The organism is Micromonospora sp. CA-269861 (assembly GCF_050948505.1).
GTDB lineage: Bacteria > Actinomycetota > Actinomycetes > Mycobacteriales > Micromonosporaceae > Micromonospora.
The window spans coordinates 3,454,608-3,470,451 of record NZ_CP192014.1 but is presented as its reverse complement, the minus strand read 5'-3'; the positions used below and the strand labels follow the sequence as shown (position 1 = coordinate 3,470,451).

The 15,844-nt window shown below is 73.4% G+C and carries 14 protein-coding genes; 10 read left to right on the top strand and 4 right to left on the bottom strand.

The annotated features are described in order from the left end of the window. Positions 1-5 precede the first annotated feature (5 nt). A complete protein-coding gene (locus tag ACQP0U_RS16145) occupies positions 6-1,412 on the bottom strand; it encodes a KamA family radical SAM protein (RefSeq protein ID WP_433320378.1) in 1,407 nt (468 codons plus the stop codon). 152 nt (positions 1,413-1,564) lie between these two features. On the opposite strand from ACQP0U_RS16145, the gene ACQP0U_RS16140 reads away from it, so the two are divergent. The 9 genes from ACQP0U_RS16140 to ACQP0U_RS16100 all read left to right on the top strand — a co-directional run bounded on the left by ACQP0U_RS16140 (position 1,565) and on the right by ACQP0U_RS16100 (position 11,923). After that, positions 1,565-2,614 carry a zinc-binding alcohol dehydrogenase gene (locus tag ACQP0U_RS16140; protein WP_433320895.1) on the top strand — a complete coding sequence of 350 codons (1,050 nt, stop codon included), beginning with the start codon at positions 1,565-1,567 and terminating at the stop codon, positions 2,612-2,614. A gap of 4 nt (positions 2,615-2,618) precedes the next feature. Continuing rightward, the gene (locus tag ACQP0U_RS16135) at positions 2,619-4,184 is read left to right on the top strand and encodes an amidohydrolase (protein WP_433320375.1); all 1,566 of its coding nucleotides are present in this window, start codon (positions 2,619-2,621) and stop codon (positions 4,182-4,184) included. Continuing rightward, a complete protein-coding gene (locus ACQP0U_RS16130; protein WP_433320372.1) occupies positions 4,181-5,740 on the top strand; it encodes a lysine 5,6-aminomutase subunit alpha in 1,560 nt (519 codons plus the stop codon). The genes ACQP0U_RS16135 and ACQP0U_RS16130 overlap by 4 nt, the downstream gene beginning before the upstream one ends. Beyond that, a complete protein-coding gene (locus ACQP0U_RS16125; RefSeq protein WP_433320369.1) occupies positions 5,737-6,489 on the top strand; it encodes an OAM dimerization domain-containing protein in 753 nt (250 codons plus the stop codon). Before ACQP0U_RS16130 ends, ACQP0U_RS16125 begins: the two co-directional genes overlap by 4 nt. After that, the gene (locus ACQP0U_RS16120; protein ID WP_355430701.1) at positions 6,486-6,893 is read left to right on the top strand and encodes a hotdog domain-containing protein; all 408 of its coding nucleotides are present in this window, start codon (positions 6,486-6,488) and stop codon (positions 6,891-6,893) included. The genes ACQP0U_RS16125 and ACQP0U_RS16120 overlap by 4 nt, the downstream gene beginning before the upstream one ends. Positions 6,894-6,933: 40 nt before the next feature. Continuing rightward, positions 6,934-8,271, top strand: coding sequence for a glutamate mutase L (locus ACQP0U_RS16115; protein ID WP_433320365.1), 1,338 nt, complete (start codon positions 6,934-6,936; stop codon positions 8,269-8,271). A 505-nt stretch (positions 8,272-8,776) separates the two neighbouring features. Further along, on the top strand, positions 8,777-10,480 hold the full coding sequence (lnt, locus tag ACQP0U_RS16110; RefSeq protein ID WP_433320892.1) for an apolipoprotein N-acyltransferase: 1,704 nt from the start codon (positions 8,777-8,779) through the stop codon (positions 10,478-10,480). Positions 10,481-10,514: 34 nt separating this feature from the next. Further along, positions 10,515-11,324, top strand: a complete 810-nt coding sequence (locus ACQP0U_RS16105) for a polyprenol monophosphomannose synthase (protein ID WP_433320362.1) — start codon at positions 10,515-10,517, stop codon at positions 11,322-11,324. 68 nt (positions 11,325-11,392) lie between these two features. Next, complete coding sequence (locus ACQP0U_RS16100; RefSeq protein WP_238681388.1) at positions 11,393-11,923, top strand: FxsA family protein; 531 nt, start codon at positions 11,393-11,395, stop codon at positions 11,921-11,923. Between the two features lie 88 nt (positions 11,924-12,011). Here ACQP0U_RS16100 and ACQP0U_RS16095 read toward each other — a convergent pair whose 3' ends face one another. From ACQP0U_RS16095 to ACQP0U_RS16085, 3 genes are all read right to left on the bottom strand, one after another. Next, complete coding sequence (locus tag ACQP0U_RS16095) at positions 12,012-12,353, bottom strand: RNA polymerase-binding protein RbpA (RefSeq protein ID WP_091398247.1); 342 nt, start codon at positions 12,351-12,353, stop codon at positions 12,012-12,014. Positions 12,354-12,569: 216 nt separating this feature from the next. Next, positions 12,570-13,724 (bottom strand): hypothetical protein, encoded by a 1,155-nt coding sequence (locus ACQP0U_RS16090; RefSeq protein ID WP_433320359.1) that lies wholly within the window; start codon positions 13,722-13,724, stop codon positions 12,570-12,572. 26 nt (positions 13,725-13,750) lie between these two features. Beyond that, positions 13,751-15,103, bottom strand: a complete 1,353-nt coding sequence (locus tag ACQP0U_RS16085) for an MFS transporter (RefSeq protein ID WP_433320356.1) — start codon at positions 15,101-15,103, stop codon at positions 13,751-13,753. A gap of 57 nt (positions 15,104-15,160) precedes the next feature. On the opposite strand from ACQP0U_RS16085, the gene ACQP0U_RS16080 reads away from it, so the two are divergent. Beyond that, positions 15,161-15,808, top strand: coding sequence for a TetR/AcrR family transcriptional regulator (locus ACQP0U_RS16080; protein WP_433320353.1), 648 nt, complete (start codon positions 15,161-15,163; stop codon positions 15,806-15,808). The last annotated feature ends 36 nt before the right edge of the window (positions 15,809-15,844 follow it).

Here is a 15,844-nt window from a genome sequence, read left to right as displayed (position 1 = left end):
GGTGGTCAGTCGTCGCGGTGGTCGGCCCACCACTGCTGGCCGTCGGCGGGGAGGGTGTCGATCGGGTCGTAGTAGGCGTAGCGCTTGTTGAGCGCCTCCAGGTCGGCGGATTCGATGGAGGTGCGGTAGTTCTTCGTCCAGTAGGAGATGCCGCGCTCGCGGTCGTAGTCGGTGAGCATGTGCACCCAGCGCTTGCCGACGAAGGGGACGTCGCAGACGATGCGGGGGGTGGCGTAGCCGGGGAGGTAGCCCATGATGTCGTGCTGGAGTTGCTGGGCGTGCCAGACCGGGACCCGCCAGTGTTCGGCGTTGGGGATCATGTCGCACATGTAGAAGTAGTACGGCAGGATTCCGGCTTCGCCTTGCAGGGCGAAGCAGAGGTCGAGCAGTTCCGGGGTGGTGGCGTTGACGCCGCGCATGAGGACGCCCTGGTTGCGGACGTCGCGGACGCCGACGTCGAGGGCGGTCTGGGCGGCCTTGGCGACCAGTGGGGTGAGCGACTGGGCGTGGTTGACGTGGGTGTGAATGGCGAGGTTGACGCCGCGTCGGGCGGCGGTGCGGGCGACGCGTTCCAGGCCTTCGACGACGTCGGGCTGCAGCCAGTGTTGGGGCAGGCCCATGAGGGCCTTGGTGGCGAGTCGGATGTCGCGGACCGTCTCCAGTTCCAGCAGCCGCATGAGGTACGACTCGAGGTTGCGCCAGGGGACGTTGGCCACGTCGCCGCCGGAGACGACCACGTCGCGGACGCCGGGGTGGGCCTTGAGGTAGGCGATGTGGGCGTCGTAGCGGTCGACGGGCTTGAGGGTGAGTTTGAGTTTGTCGACGGCGGGGGTGGAGTTGCCGACGAGGTCCATCCGGGTGCAGTGCCCGCAGTACTGGGGGCAGGTGGAGAGCAGTTCGGCGAGGACCTTGGTGGGGTAGCGGTGGGTGAGCCCTTCGGCGACCCACATGTCGTGTTCGTGGAGGCTGTCGCGGCTGGCGTAGGGGTGTGAGGGCCAGTCGGTGCGTCGGTCGGAGGCGACCGGAATCATGTAGCGGCGGATGGGGTCGGCGAGCAGCGCCTCGGTGGTGGGGGTCGCGAACGGCACCATCGTGTTGATCATCTGGGGTGGCACCAGCATGGACATGGTGGCCAGGGCCTTCTGGTCGGCCTCGAGGTCGGCGTAGAAAATGTCGTCGATCAGGTCACCGAAGACGTTGCGGAGCTGCTTGATGTTCTTGACGCAGTTGACGCGCTGCCACTGGGCGGATTCCCACTGGTCGCGGGTGACGTGGCGCCAGCCGGGGAAGCGGGTCCAGTCGGGTTCGACCAGGGGGCGGCGGTGGTATTCGTAGGGCTGCCCGGCGGTCGGTGCGGCGACCGGGGCGTGACGGGGTTGAGGGATGGTCTCAACCGGTTGGGTCTGGGTCACGGCCCCTCCTCGGTGTTGCGGATGTTCGACGGGCCCGAAGGCTACTGGAAAATATTCGGTACAGAAACTAGTCTGCCGTAAGTTTTCCCGTTACGCGAGCCTTGACCGGGGCTTCGGGCGGCTGGGCAGGGGAGGTTGGCGTGACGTCACCGGTGGGACTGCACCGCGTCGTGCAACCGGCGGGGGTGCTGCCGCAGGCGGCCTGGCGCTTGGACACGTCGGCGGCGATCGCGCCGAACGAGGTGCGGATCCGGGTGCAGCGGCTGAACCTGGACGCGGCGAGCTTCCGGCAGTTGTCGGAGAAGCACGGTGGGAACGGTGACGCGGTCCGCGCCGAGGTGCTGGAGATCATCGCCACCCGGGGGAAGATGCAGAACCCGGTGACCGGGTCGGGTGGGATGCTGATCGGCACGGTCGAGGAGGCCGGTCGGCGGTCCCCGCTGGGGCTCAGGGCGGGGGAGCGGGTCGCCACCCTGGTGTCGTTGACGTTGACGCCGCTGGTGATCACCGACGGGTTGGCCCGCTGGGACGGGCGCAGCGAGCAGGTGCCCTGCGACGGGTGGGCGATCCTGTTCGCGCGGTCCATCGCCGCGGTGCTGCCCGACGACGAGGACCCGCAGTTGTCCCTCGCCGTGCTGGACGTGTGCGGGGCGCCCGCGCTGACCGCCCGGGTGGTGTCGCGCTATGTCGAGGAGCGTCGGCGTACCGGTGATCCGACGCCGGTGCGGGTCGCGGTGATCGGCGGGGCCGGTAAGAGCGGGTCGCTGTCTCTCGCGGCGGCGCGGCGGGCGGGCGCCGCCCGTACCGTCGGGGTGGTGCCGGTGGCGGCGGAGCGCGACGCGCTGACGGCCGCCGGCCTGGCGTCGGACGTGGCGTTGGCCGACGCGCGCGACCCGGTGGGGTTGTCCACGGCGGTGACCACCGCGCTGGGTGTGCCGGCGGACGTGACCGTGGTGTGCGTGGACGTGCCGGGGTGTGAGCACGGGGCGGTGCTGGCGACCGCGGACGGCGGCACAGTGATCTTCTTCTCGATGGCGACGAGCTTCTCCGCGGCCGCGTTGGGCGCGGAGGGGTTGGCGGCGGACGTGACGATGCTGGTGGGCAACGGGTACGTGCCGGGGCACGCGGAGTTGGCGTTGGGGCTGCTGCGGGCCGAGCCCGGGGTGCGTCAGCTGTTCGCGGCGCGGGTCGCGGCAGACTGAGGTCATGACGAACCCCTCGACGTTGTACCGCGGCGGCGTGCTGCACTGCCCCGCCGACCCGAGCGCCACCGCGCTGCTGGTGTCCGGTGGGCGAATTGCCTGGTTGGGGACCGACGGTGACGCGCCGCCGGCCGACCGGGTGGTGGACCTGGGCGGGGCGTTGGTGACGCCGGCGTTCGTCGACGCGCACGTGCACGCCACCGACACCGGGTTGACGTTGTCCGGGCTGGACGTGTCCGGGGTCCGGTCGGCGGGGCAGTTGCTCGACGCGGTGGCCGGGTTCGCGGCGGGTCTGCCGGCGGACGCGGTGGTGCTGGGGCACGGTTGGGACGAGTCGGCCTGGTCGGATGCGACGTTGCCGGACGCGGCGGCGCTGGACCGGGCGGCCGGTGGTCGGCGGGTGTACCTGTCGCAGGCGTCGATCCACTCGGCGTTGGTGTCGTCGGCGTTGCTGGCGGCCTGCCCCGAGGCCGAGCGGGCGGCCGGGTACGACGCGTCGGGATGGTTGCGGCGCGACGCGCACCATGTGGTGCGGGCGGCCGCGCAGGGGTCGGTGAGTCGGGCGCAGCGGGTGGCGGCCCAGCGGGTGGCGCTGGCCCACGCGGCGTCGTTGGGCATCGCGGCGGTGCACGAGTGCGGTGGTCCGCAGATCTCCGACGAGGAGGACTTCACCGGTCTGCTGGGCATCTCCGGTGCCGGGTTGCCGGAGGTGTACGGGTACTGGGGCGAGTTGGGTGGCGCGGCGCGGGCCCGGGAGTTGGGCGCGGTCGGCGCCGGCGGGGACCTGTTCGCCGACGGGGCGTTGGGGTCGCGCACGGCGCACGTGTCGCAGCCGTACGGCGACGGTGACGGCTGCGGGCACGGGTACCTGTCGACCGAGCAGGTGCGCGATCACCTGTTGGACTGCGCGGCGCACGGCATGCAGGGCGGGTTCCACGCGATCGGTGACGCGGCGATCGGCACCGTCCTGGACGGTTTCGCGGCGGCGGCGCGGACGGTGGGTGTGGAGCGGTTGCGGGCGGCCCGGCACCGCATCGAGCACGCGGAGATCATGAACAAGCGGTTGATCGCGCGGTTCGTGGAGTACGGGGTGGTGGCGAGCATGCAGCCGGCATTCGACCGGTTGTGGGGTGGCGCGGGCCGGATGTACGAGACGCGGTTGGGGTTGGACCGATCGTTCAAGTCGAACCCGATGGGTGCCATGCACTCGGTGGGGGTGGCGTTGGCGTTCGGGTCGGATTCGCCGGTGACGCCGCTGGACCCGTGGGGGTCGGTGCGGGCGGCGGCGGCGCATCACAACCCGGCGCAGCGGATGGGTGTGCGTTCGGCGTTCGCGGCGCACACCCGTGGCGGGTGGCGGGCGGTGCACCTGGACGTCGAGGGGGTCCTGGCGCTGGGTGCGCCGGCGACGTTCGCGGTGTGGTCGACGCCGGCGGGGGTGCAGCGGGGTCTGCCGGTGCTGCTGGCCGAGGACCCGGAGTTGCGGGGTCCGGACGACCCGACGCCGCTGCCGGTGTGTCGGCGCCTGGTGCTGCGCGGTGAGGTCATCTATGAGGAAGGGTCGTCATGACCGGGAAGCTTGATCTTGATCCGGTGCTGGTGACGCGGGCGCGGGAGTTGGCGCGTCGGGCCGGGCAGCCGGTGGTGGACCTGGCGCGGAGCCACACCACGGTGTCGGTGGAGCGGGCGGTCCTGCGGTTGGCCGGGGTGACCGGCGCCGACCCGGACGGCATTCCGTGGGTGAACCGGCTCGTCGACGCGGTCGCCGTGGACGTGGGGTTGGGCCACGGGGTGGCGGTGCCGGTGTTCGACGCCCTGGTCCGTGAGGGCAGCACCGACGTGACGTTGCTGGCGCAGAAGGCCGCCGCCGGTTCGGTGCGGTTCACCCAGCCCACCGGGCGGGCGGCTACGGCCGCCCGGGCGGCGGCGCGGAAGGCCGTCGGCGCGGGTATCCGGCGCATCGACCGGCGGCGCGCCGAGCGCGACCGTCTGGTGAAACGCCACGGCGACCCGGCGCAGCGGCCGTGGATCTACCTGATCGTGGCGACGGGCGACATCTACGAGGACATTCCGCAGGCGCAGGCGGCGGCGCGGGCCGGCGCGGACGTGATCGCGGTGATCCGTTCCACCGGGCAGTCGTTGCTGGACTACGTGCCCGAGGGCGCGACCCGGGAGGGCTTCGCCGGCACGTACGCCACGCAGGAGAACTTCCGGCTGATGCGCGCGGCGTTGGACGAGTCGTCGAAAGAGGTGGGCCGCTACGTGCGGTTGACCAACTACGCGTCCGGGCTGTGCATGCCGGAGATGGCGACCCTGGCCGGGTTGGAACGCCTCGACATGATGTTGAACGACTCGATGTACGGGATCCTGTTCCGCGACATCAACCCGGTGCGCACGTTCGTCGACCAGCGGTTCTCCCGGCAGGTGCACGCCCGCGCCGGGATCATCATCAACACCGGTGAGGACAACTACCTGACCACCGCCGACGCGGTCGACGAGGCGCACACGGTAACGGTGTCGCAGCTGCTCAACGAGTTCTTCGCCCACGAGGCGGGGTTGGCGGACTGGCAGTTGGGGTTGGGGCACGCGTTCGAGATCAACCCGGAGGTGCCGGAGTCGTTCCGGTTGGAGCTGGCGCACGCGTTGCTGGCCCGGGAACTGTTCCCGGACGCGCCGTTGAAGTGGATGCCGCCGACGAAACACATGACCGGTGACGTGTTCCGGGGCAACCTGCTCGACGGGTTCTTCAACCTGGCCGGGGCGCTGACCGGTCAGGGCATCCTGCTGGTGGGGATGATGACCGAGGCGGTGGTGACGCCGTGGCTGTCCGACCGGGACATCGCCCTGCAGAACGTGCGTTACGTGCTGGGCGCGGCCGGTGGGCTGCACGAGGACTTCGTGCCCGCGCCGGGCGGGTTCATCCGCCGCCGCGCCAACCAGGTCCTGGGTGAGGCACTGGACCTGCTGGAACGCATCGGGGAGCAGACGCTGCTCACGGCGATCGCCGAGGGCACCTTCGGGATCATGAAGCGGCCCGCAGACCGGGGCAAGGGCCTCTCCGGGGTCGCCGCGCACGAGGCCGACTACTGCAACCCGGCCACCGACATCCTGGAGGCGGCGGCATGAGCAGCAAGGCGATCGTGCGCCCGTACGGGGACACCACCGGCGACGGGATGGTGCAGGTGTCGTTCACCCTGCCGGTGACCCACGACAAGCGCGCCGAGGGCGCGGCGGTGCAGTTGGCCAACAAGATGGGCATCGACCCGGCGATGGTCGTGCACGCCAAACCGATGGGCGACGGGTTCACGTTCTTCGTCGTCTACGGGCGGGTCAACCACCTGGTCGACCTCAACGCCGTGCAGGTGGTGGAACGGGACTTCGCGCTGCTGTCGGCGAAGGACGTCAACACGGTCATCAAGCAGCGGTTGCGACGCAAGCTGTCAGTGGTCGGGGCGTGCATCGGCACCGACGCGCACACAGTGGGCATCGACGCGATCCTCAACGTCAAGGGCATCGCGGGGGAGAAGGGCCTGGAGTACTACCGGGAGTTGAAGGTCACCAACATGGGCGCGCAGGTCAGCGTGCCGGAGCTGGTGGAGACCGCCCGGGCGGAGAAGGCCGACGCGGTGCTCGTGTCGCAGGTGGTCACCCAACGCGACGCGCACCTGCACAACACCCGGGAGATGTCCGCCGCGTTCCGGGAGGCGATGCCGGCGGGGCGGCGGCCGCTGCTGATCGTCGGCGGTCCCCGCTTCGACGAGACGATGACCGACGAGTTGGGCGTGGACCGGATCTTCGGTCGGGGCACCACTCCGGGCGAGGTGGCCAGCTACCTCGTGCACGCCCTGATCACGCAACGGAAGGCGATGGCATGACCGACGCACGGCTCGGGTTGACGGTGACGCACCGGCGGTATGTGCCGTACTCGCACGCCCACTACGCGGGCAACCTCGTCGACGGGGCGTACGCCCTCGGGTTGTTCGGCGACGTCGCCACTGAAGTGTGCATCCACACCGACGGCGACGAGGGCCTGTTCGCCGGGTACTCCGACGTGCGGTTCCACGCGCCCATCCACGCCGGCGACGTGGTGCAGGTGACCGCGCAGGTGTCGCGGGTGGGCACCCGCAGCCGCACCCTGGAGTTGAGCTGCGCGGTGGTGTGCCGGGGCCGCCCGGACCGTTCCGCGTCGGCCGCCGAGGTCCTCGACCCGCCGATCGTGGCGGTCACCGCGACCGGCACCGTGGTCGTCCCCGCCGCCAGCGTGAGTCGCGAGGAGTGAGCAGGGGTTGCGAGCCCCGCAGTCGCGAACAGGGAAACTCGTGACCCTGGCGGTCTGCGCGGACGTCGGCTCCACGTACACGAAGGTGGCGGTGGTGGACCTGGCCGCCGGTGTCCTCGCCGGCGCGGCGTCGGCGCCCACCACGGTCGGCACCGACGTGCTGCACGGCCTGGACGCCGCGGTCGCGGCGGCCACCGCCGGGCTCGGGGTCCGCGACGTGCCCTGGTACGTGTGCTCGTCGGCCGGCGGTGGGCTGCGGCTGGCCGTGATCGGCTACGAGCCGCTGGTCACCGCGCAGGCCGGCCGCCGGGTCGGGTTGTCCGCCGGCGCGCACGTGGTGCACGTCGCAGCCGGTCGGCTCGGCGCGGCCGACCTGACGGCGTTGCGGGCCGCCCGATGCGACGTGGTGCTGCTCGTCGGCGGCACCGACGGCGGCGACACCGACACCATCACCCACAACGCCACCCGCCTGGCCCGCGCCCGGTGGCGCAGACCCGTGGTGTACGCGGGCAACGCCGACGTGCGCGATCAACTGACCGGGCTGCTGCGCGACGCCGGGGTGCCGGTCACCGGCGCCGACAACGTCCTGCCGCGCATCGGGGTGCTCGCCCCGGCGTCGGCGCGGGCGGCGATCCGCGCGGTGTTCCTGCGTCATGTCATCGGTGGTAAACGACTGTCCAGGGGCGCCCGGTTCGCGCGGCTGGTGCGGGCGGCCACCCCCGACGCGGTGCTCACCGGTGTGGAGGTGCTCGCCGACACCATCGGTGGTGACCTCGCCGTGGTCGACGTGGGTGGGGCCACCACCGACGTGTACTCGGTGCTCACGCCCGACGAGCGGGCCACCGGGCCGGGCCGGGAGGTCGCCGGCAGTCTCTGGCGGGCCCGCACCGTCGAGGGCGATCTGGGCATGCGGTGGAGCGCCCCCGGGGTTGTGCGCGCCGCCGCCGAGGAGCGGCTGCTGTCCGTGGACGAGTCCGACGACCTGGCGGCCGCCGCGGCGCGCCGGGCGGCCGACCCGGCGTTCCTGGCCGTCGACGACGTGCAGCGGGACGTGGACCGGCGCATCGCGACCCTCGCCGCGACGGTGGCGCTGCGCCGGCACGCCCGGGGCGCCGCGACCGGTGAGCGGGCCGGTCGGGACCTGCGCGACGTGCGGCTGCTGGTGGGCTCCGGTGGGGTGCTGCGGCACGCGCCCACCGACGTGTCCGGGCAGGTGCTGACGGCGGTCCTGGCCGACCACGCCGGCGGGTGGGCGCTGCCGCGCGCCGCCGCCGCGGTGGTCGACGCCGACTACGTGTTGGCCGCCGGAGGGCTGCTCGCCGAGGAGCACCGGGGGGCCGCGCAGGCGTTGCTGCGTCACCATCTGCGCACGCATTGAGACACGCCGACCCGACACGCCGTGGCGCAACACACGACAGGCCGGCTGCGGGTTGACAACCGACGGGGGTCGGCACGTACCGTCTTTGAGTCCTACCACGGGAAGCGGCTGTTGTTCGCTTCGTCCCTTCGTCCGCTGGCCGAGCGACATTTTTCAGCGTCATCGTCGCGGCGGCCAGGTCCAGCGGGCGGGGGTCGGCGGGGCGGCGCGAACCGGCCGCGGTTACCGGTGTACGGGCAGGGTGAGGTGCACGGCCAGTAGACAACGGCCCGGCGGGGGCAGCCAGTCCGCGTCCGGTCGGTCCGAAGGTCGTCGTGCCCCATCCTCGCCACACCGGCCGGGAAGGGCCTGGGAGCATCGGGGCGCGGCGCGAGCCGCGCCCCGATTTCATGTCCCACGGCACCCGTGTGCTCCTCCCACCCGATCTCAGCACCGCCCGATGAGGCCGACGGGACCCTGCGCCGGGTAGCCTTCGCCGGGTGATCGAGGTGAAGCTGCGGTGACGATGCTGGACCAGGATGGCACCCCCGCCCCCACGGTGATCAACGCGCCGGTCGTCGCGGGTCGCCCCCTACCGCTACGGGTCGCGGTTCCCCTGGCGATCGCCGCCGGGCTGGCCCTGCTGGTGGCGTTCCCCCCGTACGGGGTGTGGCCGCTCGCGCCCGTCGGGGTGGCGTTGCTGGCCGCCGCCGCGCACCGGCGGCGGTTGCGCGCCGGCGCCGGCCTGGGCTTCCTGACCGGGGTGGCGCTCTTCGCCCCGCTGCTGGCCTGGACGAACCTGCACACCGGCTACCTGCCGTGGGTGCTGCTGTCGCTGCTGCAGGCCGGCTACCTGGCGCTGCTGGGCGCTGCCACCGCCTGGGTGTCACCGCTTGCCGACCGCAGCCGCTGGGCGTGGCCGGCGCTGACCGGGCTGCTCTGGGTCGGGCAGGAGGCGCTGCGCGACCGCACCCCGTTCGGCGGGTTCCCGTGGGGGCGGTTGGCGTTCAGCCAGGACGACTCCCCGCTGCTGCGCCTGGCCGCGCTGGGCGGCGCGCCGCTGGTGACGTTCGCCGTGGCGCTCGTCGGCGGGCTGCTGGTCACCGCCGCCTGGCACCTCTGGGCCACCCTGCGCCCCACCCCGCTCACCAACCCCACCGGCGGCGACGCGAGCGCAGAGCCGCCCACCACCGAGCCCGCCGACACCACTCAGCCCGCCGACACCACCGAGCCCGCGCGGCGGTGGTCGCCGGCGGCCGTACCGGCCGTCGTGGCCGTCGCGCTGACCGTCGGGGGTCTGCTGGTTCCGGTCGCCGACGCCGGGTCCGGCGCAGGCGTCACCGTGGCGATCGTGCAGGGCAACGTGCCGCGGCTGGGCCTGGACTTCAACGCCCAACGGCAGGCGGTGCTCAACAACCACGTCGACGCCACCATCGAGCTGGCCGGTCGCGTCGCCGCCGGGCAGCAGCGCCAACCGGACCTTGTGGTGTGGCCGGAGAACTCCAGCGACATCGACCCGCTGCGCAACCCCACCGCCGGTGCCCGGATCTCCCAGGCCGCCGACGCCATTGGCGCGCCGATCCTGGTCGGCGCGGTGCTGCTGGGCCCCGGCCCTGGAGAGGTCCGCAACGCGGGCATCCTGTGGCATCCCGGCACCGGCGCGGACCTCGACCAGCTGTACACCAAACGGCACCCGGTGCCGTTCGCCGAGTACGTGCCGCTGCGCGACGTGGCCCGGATGGTCAGCAAGCAGGTCGACCTGATCCGCAACGACTTCGTGCCGGGAAGCACCCCGGGCGTGGTACGCGCCGGCCCCGCCGTGCTCGGTGACGTGATCTGCTTCGAGGTCGCCTACGACGAGGTGGTCCGCGACACCGTCACCGGCGGCGCGCAACTGCTGGTGGTGCAGACCAACAACGCCACCTTCGACGTGGCGGAGGCCCGCCAGCAGATGGCCATGGTGCGGCTGCGCGCTGTGGAACACGGCCGTCCGGCGTTGATGGCCTCCACGGTCGGCGTGTCCGGGTTCGTCGCACCCGACGGGCGGGTAAGCGATGCCACCGGGTTCAACACCCGGGAGGTCGTGGTGCGGCAGTTGCGGCTCGACGACGGACGCACCCTCGCCACCCGCCTCGGCTGGTGGCCGGAGGTGGCGCTCGCCGCGCTGGCCGCGGCGGCCCTGGTCGGCGCGGCGGTGCTGCGCCGTCGGCAGCGGGTCATGCCCGGATAGCAACAGCCGGTACGCCGGCGGGAGCGGAGGAACCGTGATCCAGGCGACCGATACGATCCGACGCACGGACGAGGTGCCCGGGGTGGGCCGGGTGCTGGTGGTGATCCCCACCTACAACGAGGCCGACAACATCGCCGTGATCGTGGGCCGGGTCCGGCGCGCCGCCCCGGCGGTGCAGATCCTCATCGCCGACGACAACAGCCCCGACGGCACCGGCGCGATCGCCGACGCCCTCTCCGACGGCGACGCGCACGTCCAGGTGCTGCACCGCCACGGTAAGCAGGGCCTCGGTGCCGCGTACCTGGCCGGGTTCGGTTGGGCGCGCGAGCGTGGCTACCAGGCCGTCGTGGAGATGGACGCCGACGGCTCGCACGCCCCGGAGGACCTGCCGGCGCTGCTGGACGCCGCCCGCGACGCCGACGTGGTGATCGGCTCACGGTGGACCAGCGGCGCGCGGGTGCTCAACTGGCCGCTGCGGCGGCTGCTGCTGTCGCGCGGCGGCAACCTGTACGCGCGCCTGGCACTGGGCATGCCCGTCTCGGACGCCACCGGCGGTTACCGGGTGTACCGGATCAGCGCGTTGGACGCCATCGACCTGGAGTCGGTCACCTCGCAGGGGTACTCGTTCCAGGTGGAGTTGTCGCGGCTGGCGCACCGGGCCGGGGTGCGGATCGTGGAGGTGCCGATCACCTTCGCCGAACGGGAACGCGGCGACAGCAAGATGAGCCCGAAGATCGTGGCTGAGGCGCTGTGGCGGATCACCGCCTGGGGTGTGCGGGACCGCCGCCAGGCGGTACGCCGGGGCCTGCACGGCACCGCCACCGGTCAGGCACGGTGGCCGTGAGCGCGGCCGTGTCATGCTGGATGAGCGGAACACGTCCGTAGTGTCCGCAGGAATGGCGATGAGGTGAGATGCGCCGAGGACTGAGGTTCGTACCGTTGGCCCTGTTGCTGGCGGTGGTGCTGGAGCTGGCGGTGTTCGTCGGTGTGGGACGGGCGCTGGGGTTCGGTGCGGCGGTGTTGCTGGTGTTCGCCGCGTCCCTGCTGGGTCTGGTGCTGCTGCGCCGCGAGGGGATGCGCGCCTGGCGTGGTTTCCGCGCCGCGGCGGCGGCCGGGCAGCCCCCGGGTGGGCAGGTGACCGACGGGCTCGTCGGGTTGGCCGGCGCGCTGTTGTTGGCGGTGCCGGGCCTGGTCAGCGGGCTGGTCGGGTTGCTGTTGCTGGTGCCGCCGGTGCGTCGACTGGCCCGCGCCGGGGTGCGGCGCGCCACCGAGCGGCGGGTGTCGTCGATGGTCGCCGGTGACCTGTTCGGGCCCCGTACGGTGCGGGTGCGCCAGGGTGCGCCGCAACCGACCCCGCAGCCGACTCCCCAGCCGGAGCAGCCGGTGGTGGTCGACGGTGGTCGGGCCATCGAGGGTGAGATCGTCGAGCCCGGTCGGCACTGAGACCAGGGCACCTACCGCACACAGACACAGACACGACGGCGCCCCCGGGGTTTCCCCCCGGGGGCGCCGTCGTTGTGCGTCGTGCGGCTCAGGCGCGGCCGCGGCGGGTCCGAACCTCCTGCAGGCGCTCCTCCAGGATGTCCTCCAGCTCGGCGATCGAACGCCGCTCCAGAAGCATGTCCCAGTGGGTACGCGGCGGCTTGGCCTTCTTCTGCTCCGGCTCGTTGCCGTCGACGAGTCGGGCGACGCTGCCGTCGAACTTGCATTCCCAGGTCGTCGGGACCTCGGCGTCGACGGCGAACGGCACCTCGAACTGGTGGCCCTTGGCGCAGAGGTACTCGCGGGTCTGACGCGGCGCGAGCTCCGTGTTGCGGTCGGATTCATAGCTCACCGCGCCAAGGCGGCTTCCGCGCAGCATACGCTCGCCCATGATCGACTTCCCCTCGTTCGTGGTGCTGGTCTTCTGGGTGTAACGGTGCGTCCCCGTCGAGCCATTCCCGCCCGAGGGCGTGAGGCGTCCACGGGTGGGCCGGGACCAAGGGTAGCCGGCCGGGACGCTCACCCGGTGAGGTGATCCCCAGGCGGGTCGCGAGCTGCCACCGGGGAGGTTAACCGCCTGAGCCTACCGAAGGTTGCGCCGCGATCATCAGGTGGCGTCGCCGGGAGCGGCGGCACCGAGGCGGGCCAGCGCCAGCGCCAGGTCGCTGACCTGGTCGCCGAGCTGCGCCACCCGCCGCTGAGCCAGGTCCCGGTCGGTCTCGGCGGCGTCGAGTCGTACCGTCAGGGCGGTGCGGTGCCCCTCGGCGGTCGCCGCGGCCTGCCGGGCCACGGTCAGCTCGGCGGTGAGCGTGTCGCGGTGGGCGGCCAGGGCGGCCAGCTCGGCGCGCAGCCGCGCGGCCAGCTCCGCGGCCTCCTGCCGGGCCTCGTCGGCCTGCCGGGCGGCGACCTCGGCGCGGTCGCGGGCCCGGTCGGCCTGCTCGCGGGCGCGGGCGGCGTCGGCGGCCTCGGCGCGGGTCCGCGCCGCGTCGGCGCGGGACTGCTCGATCTGACGCCGGACGTCCTGCACCTCGGCCTGCCACCGCCCGGCCCGCTCGGTCGCCTCGGCGGCGGCCCGGGCGGCCCGTTCGGCGTCGGCGCGCAGCGCGTCGCGTTCCACGCTCAGGTCGGCCACCCGCTGCCGTTCGGCGTCGCGTTCCGTGCGCAGGTCCCGTACCTCGGTGCGGGCCTGATCGCGGTCGCGCTCGGCCTGGGCGCGCAGCGCCTCGGCGGCGCTGGCGTCGTGGCGGGCCTGGTCGCGGGCGGCCTCGGCGTGCCGCGCCCGTTCGTCGGCAGCGGTGGCCTGGTGGTGCGCCTGCTCGGCGCGCTGGCCGGCGTCGTCGGCCTCGGCGCGGGCGTCGCGGGCCTGCTCGCGGGCGCGGGCCGCGTCAGCAGCCGCGGTGTCGGCGTCGTCGCGGGCCTCGTCGCGTTCGGTCTGCGCCGCCGCGATCTCGGTGGCGGCCTCCGCGCGGGCCTGGGCGAGCTGGCGCTGCACACCCACCGGGGACAGCTCGGCGTGCAGCGACTCGGTCAACGTCTCGACGATCTGGTCGAGCCGGTCCACCGCCTCCCAGGTGCGGGCCACCTGCCCGGGCAGACCGGGGGCGTTGCGGTGGCGCATCCGGCTGTTGCGGGAGGCGCGCTGGCAGTCGCCGTCGTTGTCGCGGCAGTAGCGGAACGGGCGACCCGCGCCGACCCGCTGCGGCACGGGCCGTCCACAGTGGGCGCACGGTCGGGTCTCGGTGGTGCTGGGCTGGGCGTCCATCGAGGGCGAAGTCTAGTGCCGGCCGGTCAGCTCGTCGCCCGGGCCGTCGCGTCCAGGGTGTAGCGGCGTTGCAGCAGCAGCGCCGCGAGCATCGCCGCCGCCGGCAGCAACCCGAAGCCGTAGCGGACGGCCGCGAGCGCGGCGTCCGGCTGCACCGGCGACTCACCCGCCGTCGAGGCCACGAAACCACCAACGGTCAGGCACAGCGCGTACGCGTACGGGCCCAGCGCCGCGCCGGTGGCCTCGGTGGCCGTCCACACCCCGGTGTAGGTGCCGGCCCCGGTGCCACCGGCGGCGGCGCGGATCACGTCCGGCAGCATCGAGAACGGCAGCAGTTGCATGCCGGCGAACGCCACCCCGAGCACGGCCACCGCGGCGACCAGCACCGGCAGGCCGGCCGGGCGGCCCACGGCCAGCACCAGTGAGCCGAGGGCGAACGCGCCCTGCGCGCCGAGCAGCGCCCGCTGCTTGCCGACGCGTCGGGCCACCACCAGCCAGGCCGGGGTGACCAGCAGCGCCGGCGCCACGAAGGCGGCCACCAGCACCGTGGTCAGGCCGGGCGCGCGCAGCTCGTACTCGGCGTAGTAGGGCACCCCGGCGAGCACCAGGTGGGTGGTGGTGGACATCGCCAGGTACGCGGCGACCAGCCAGCGGAACTGCCTGTCGCGCAGCGCGGTGCGCAGCGCCCGCCACCCGCCGTGTCCGGCCACGGTGCTCACCGACGCGGACCCGCGCAGTCGGGCGATGCCGGCGACACCGACCAGCATGGCCAGCAGCATCCCCACGGCGAGGACCACGCCCATGCGCTGGTACCCGCCCCGGGTCGCGGCGTCGCCGCCGGTGAGCAGCGGGGCCAGCAGCCCGGAGACCAGGATGCCCAGGGTCAGCACGACCATCCGGAACGCCATCAGTCGGGTGCGTTCGTGGTAGCCGATGCGCAGGTCGGCCGGGGTGGCCAGGTAGGGCACCTGGTAGGCGGCGAAGAGCAGGTTGCCGGCGATGAAGAACACCGCCACCCACGCGGCTGCCGGCGCGCCGGTCAGGCCGCCGGGCACGGCGAAGAGCGCGGCGAACGCGACAGGCAGGGCGCATCCGAGCAGCAGCAGGCGACGGCGGTCGCCGCGGCGGGTCTGCTCGACGTCGGCGCGGTGCCCCACCCAGGGGTGCAGCAGCACGTCGGCGATCTTCGGCAGCAGCAGCGCCAGGCCGGCCAGCCACGGCCCGACGGCCAGCACGTCGGTGAGGAAGTAGAGCAGCAGCAGGCCGGGCACGGTCACCCAGACACCCATGCCGAGCGACCCGGCGGCGAAGCCCGCCAGGGGGCCGCGCGGCAGCGTCGCGTCGGTGGCGGCCGCGGGCCGCCGGTCCAGCCCGGTCATCGCCGCATCCTCTCCGCAATCCAACGGTTGCTGGATTCTAGGGGCAGAATGACCGCCATGACCATGCCCCGCCGCCGCCCGGGTCGGCCCCGCCGTGACGAGACCCGGCCGACCCGCGAGGTGGTGCTCACCGCGGCGACCGCGCTCTTCGCCGAGCGGGGCTTCGACGCCGTCGGGCTGCGGGAGGTCGCCGCCGCCGCCGGGGTCGACGTCGCCACTGTCGCGCACCACACGGGTACGAAGGCAGCCCTCTACGACGCGTGCTTCGCCCGGGTGTTCGCCGCCGAGCGGGAGGTGCTGACCGAGGCCGCCGAGCGGGCCCGTACCGCTCTGGACGCGGGTCCGCAGGCGGCGCGGCTGGCCCTGCACGAGCTGGTCGACGTCTTCGTCGACTTCCTGGAGGACCGCCCCGAGACCACCGCGCTGTGGCTGCGCCGCTGGCTGGAACCGCACCGGCACGCCGAGCTCGACCAGCGCTACGCCGACCCGTTGTACCGGTTGGTCGCGGAGCTGCTCACCGCCGCCGCGGCAGCCGGCGCGCTGGCCGAGCCGACCCCCCACATCACGGTACGGAGTCTGGTGTGGGCGACGCACGGGCACGTGGTGGCGTTGGCCGCGGGCGCGCCCGGCGCACGGGAACGGCGCGAGTTCCGGGCGTTCGTGCACCGCCTGCTCGACGGGCTGTACGGAGCACCGACCCCTTGACGGGCCGCCGCCACCCGGCGATTATCCATCGGACGT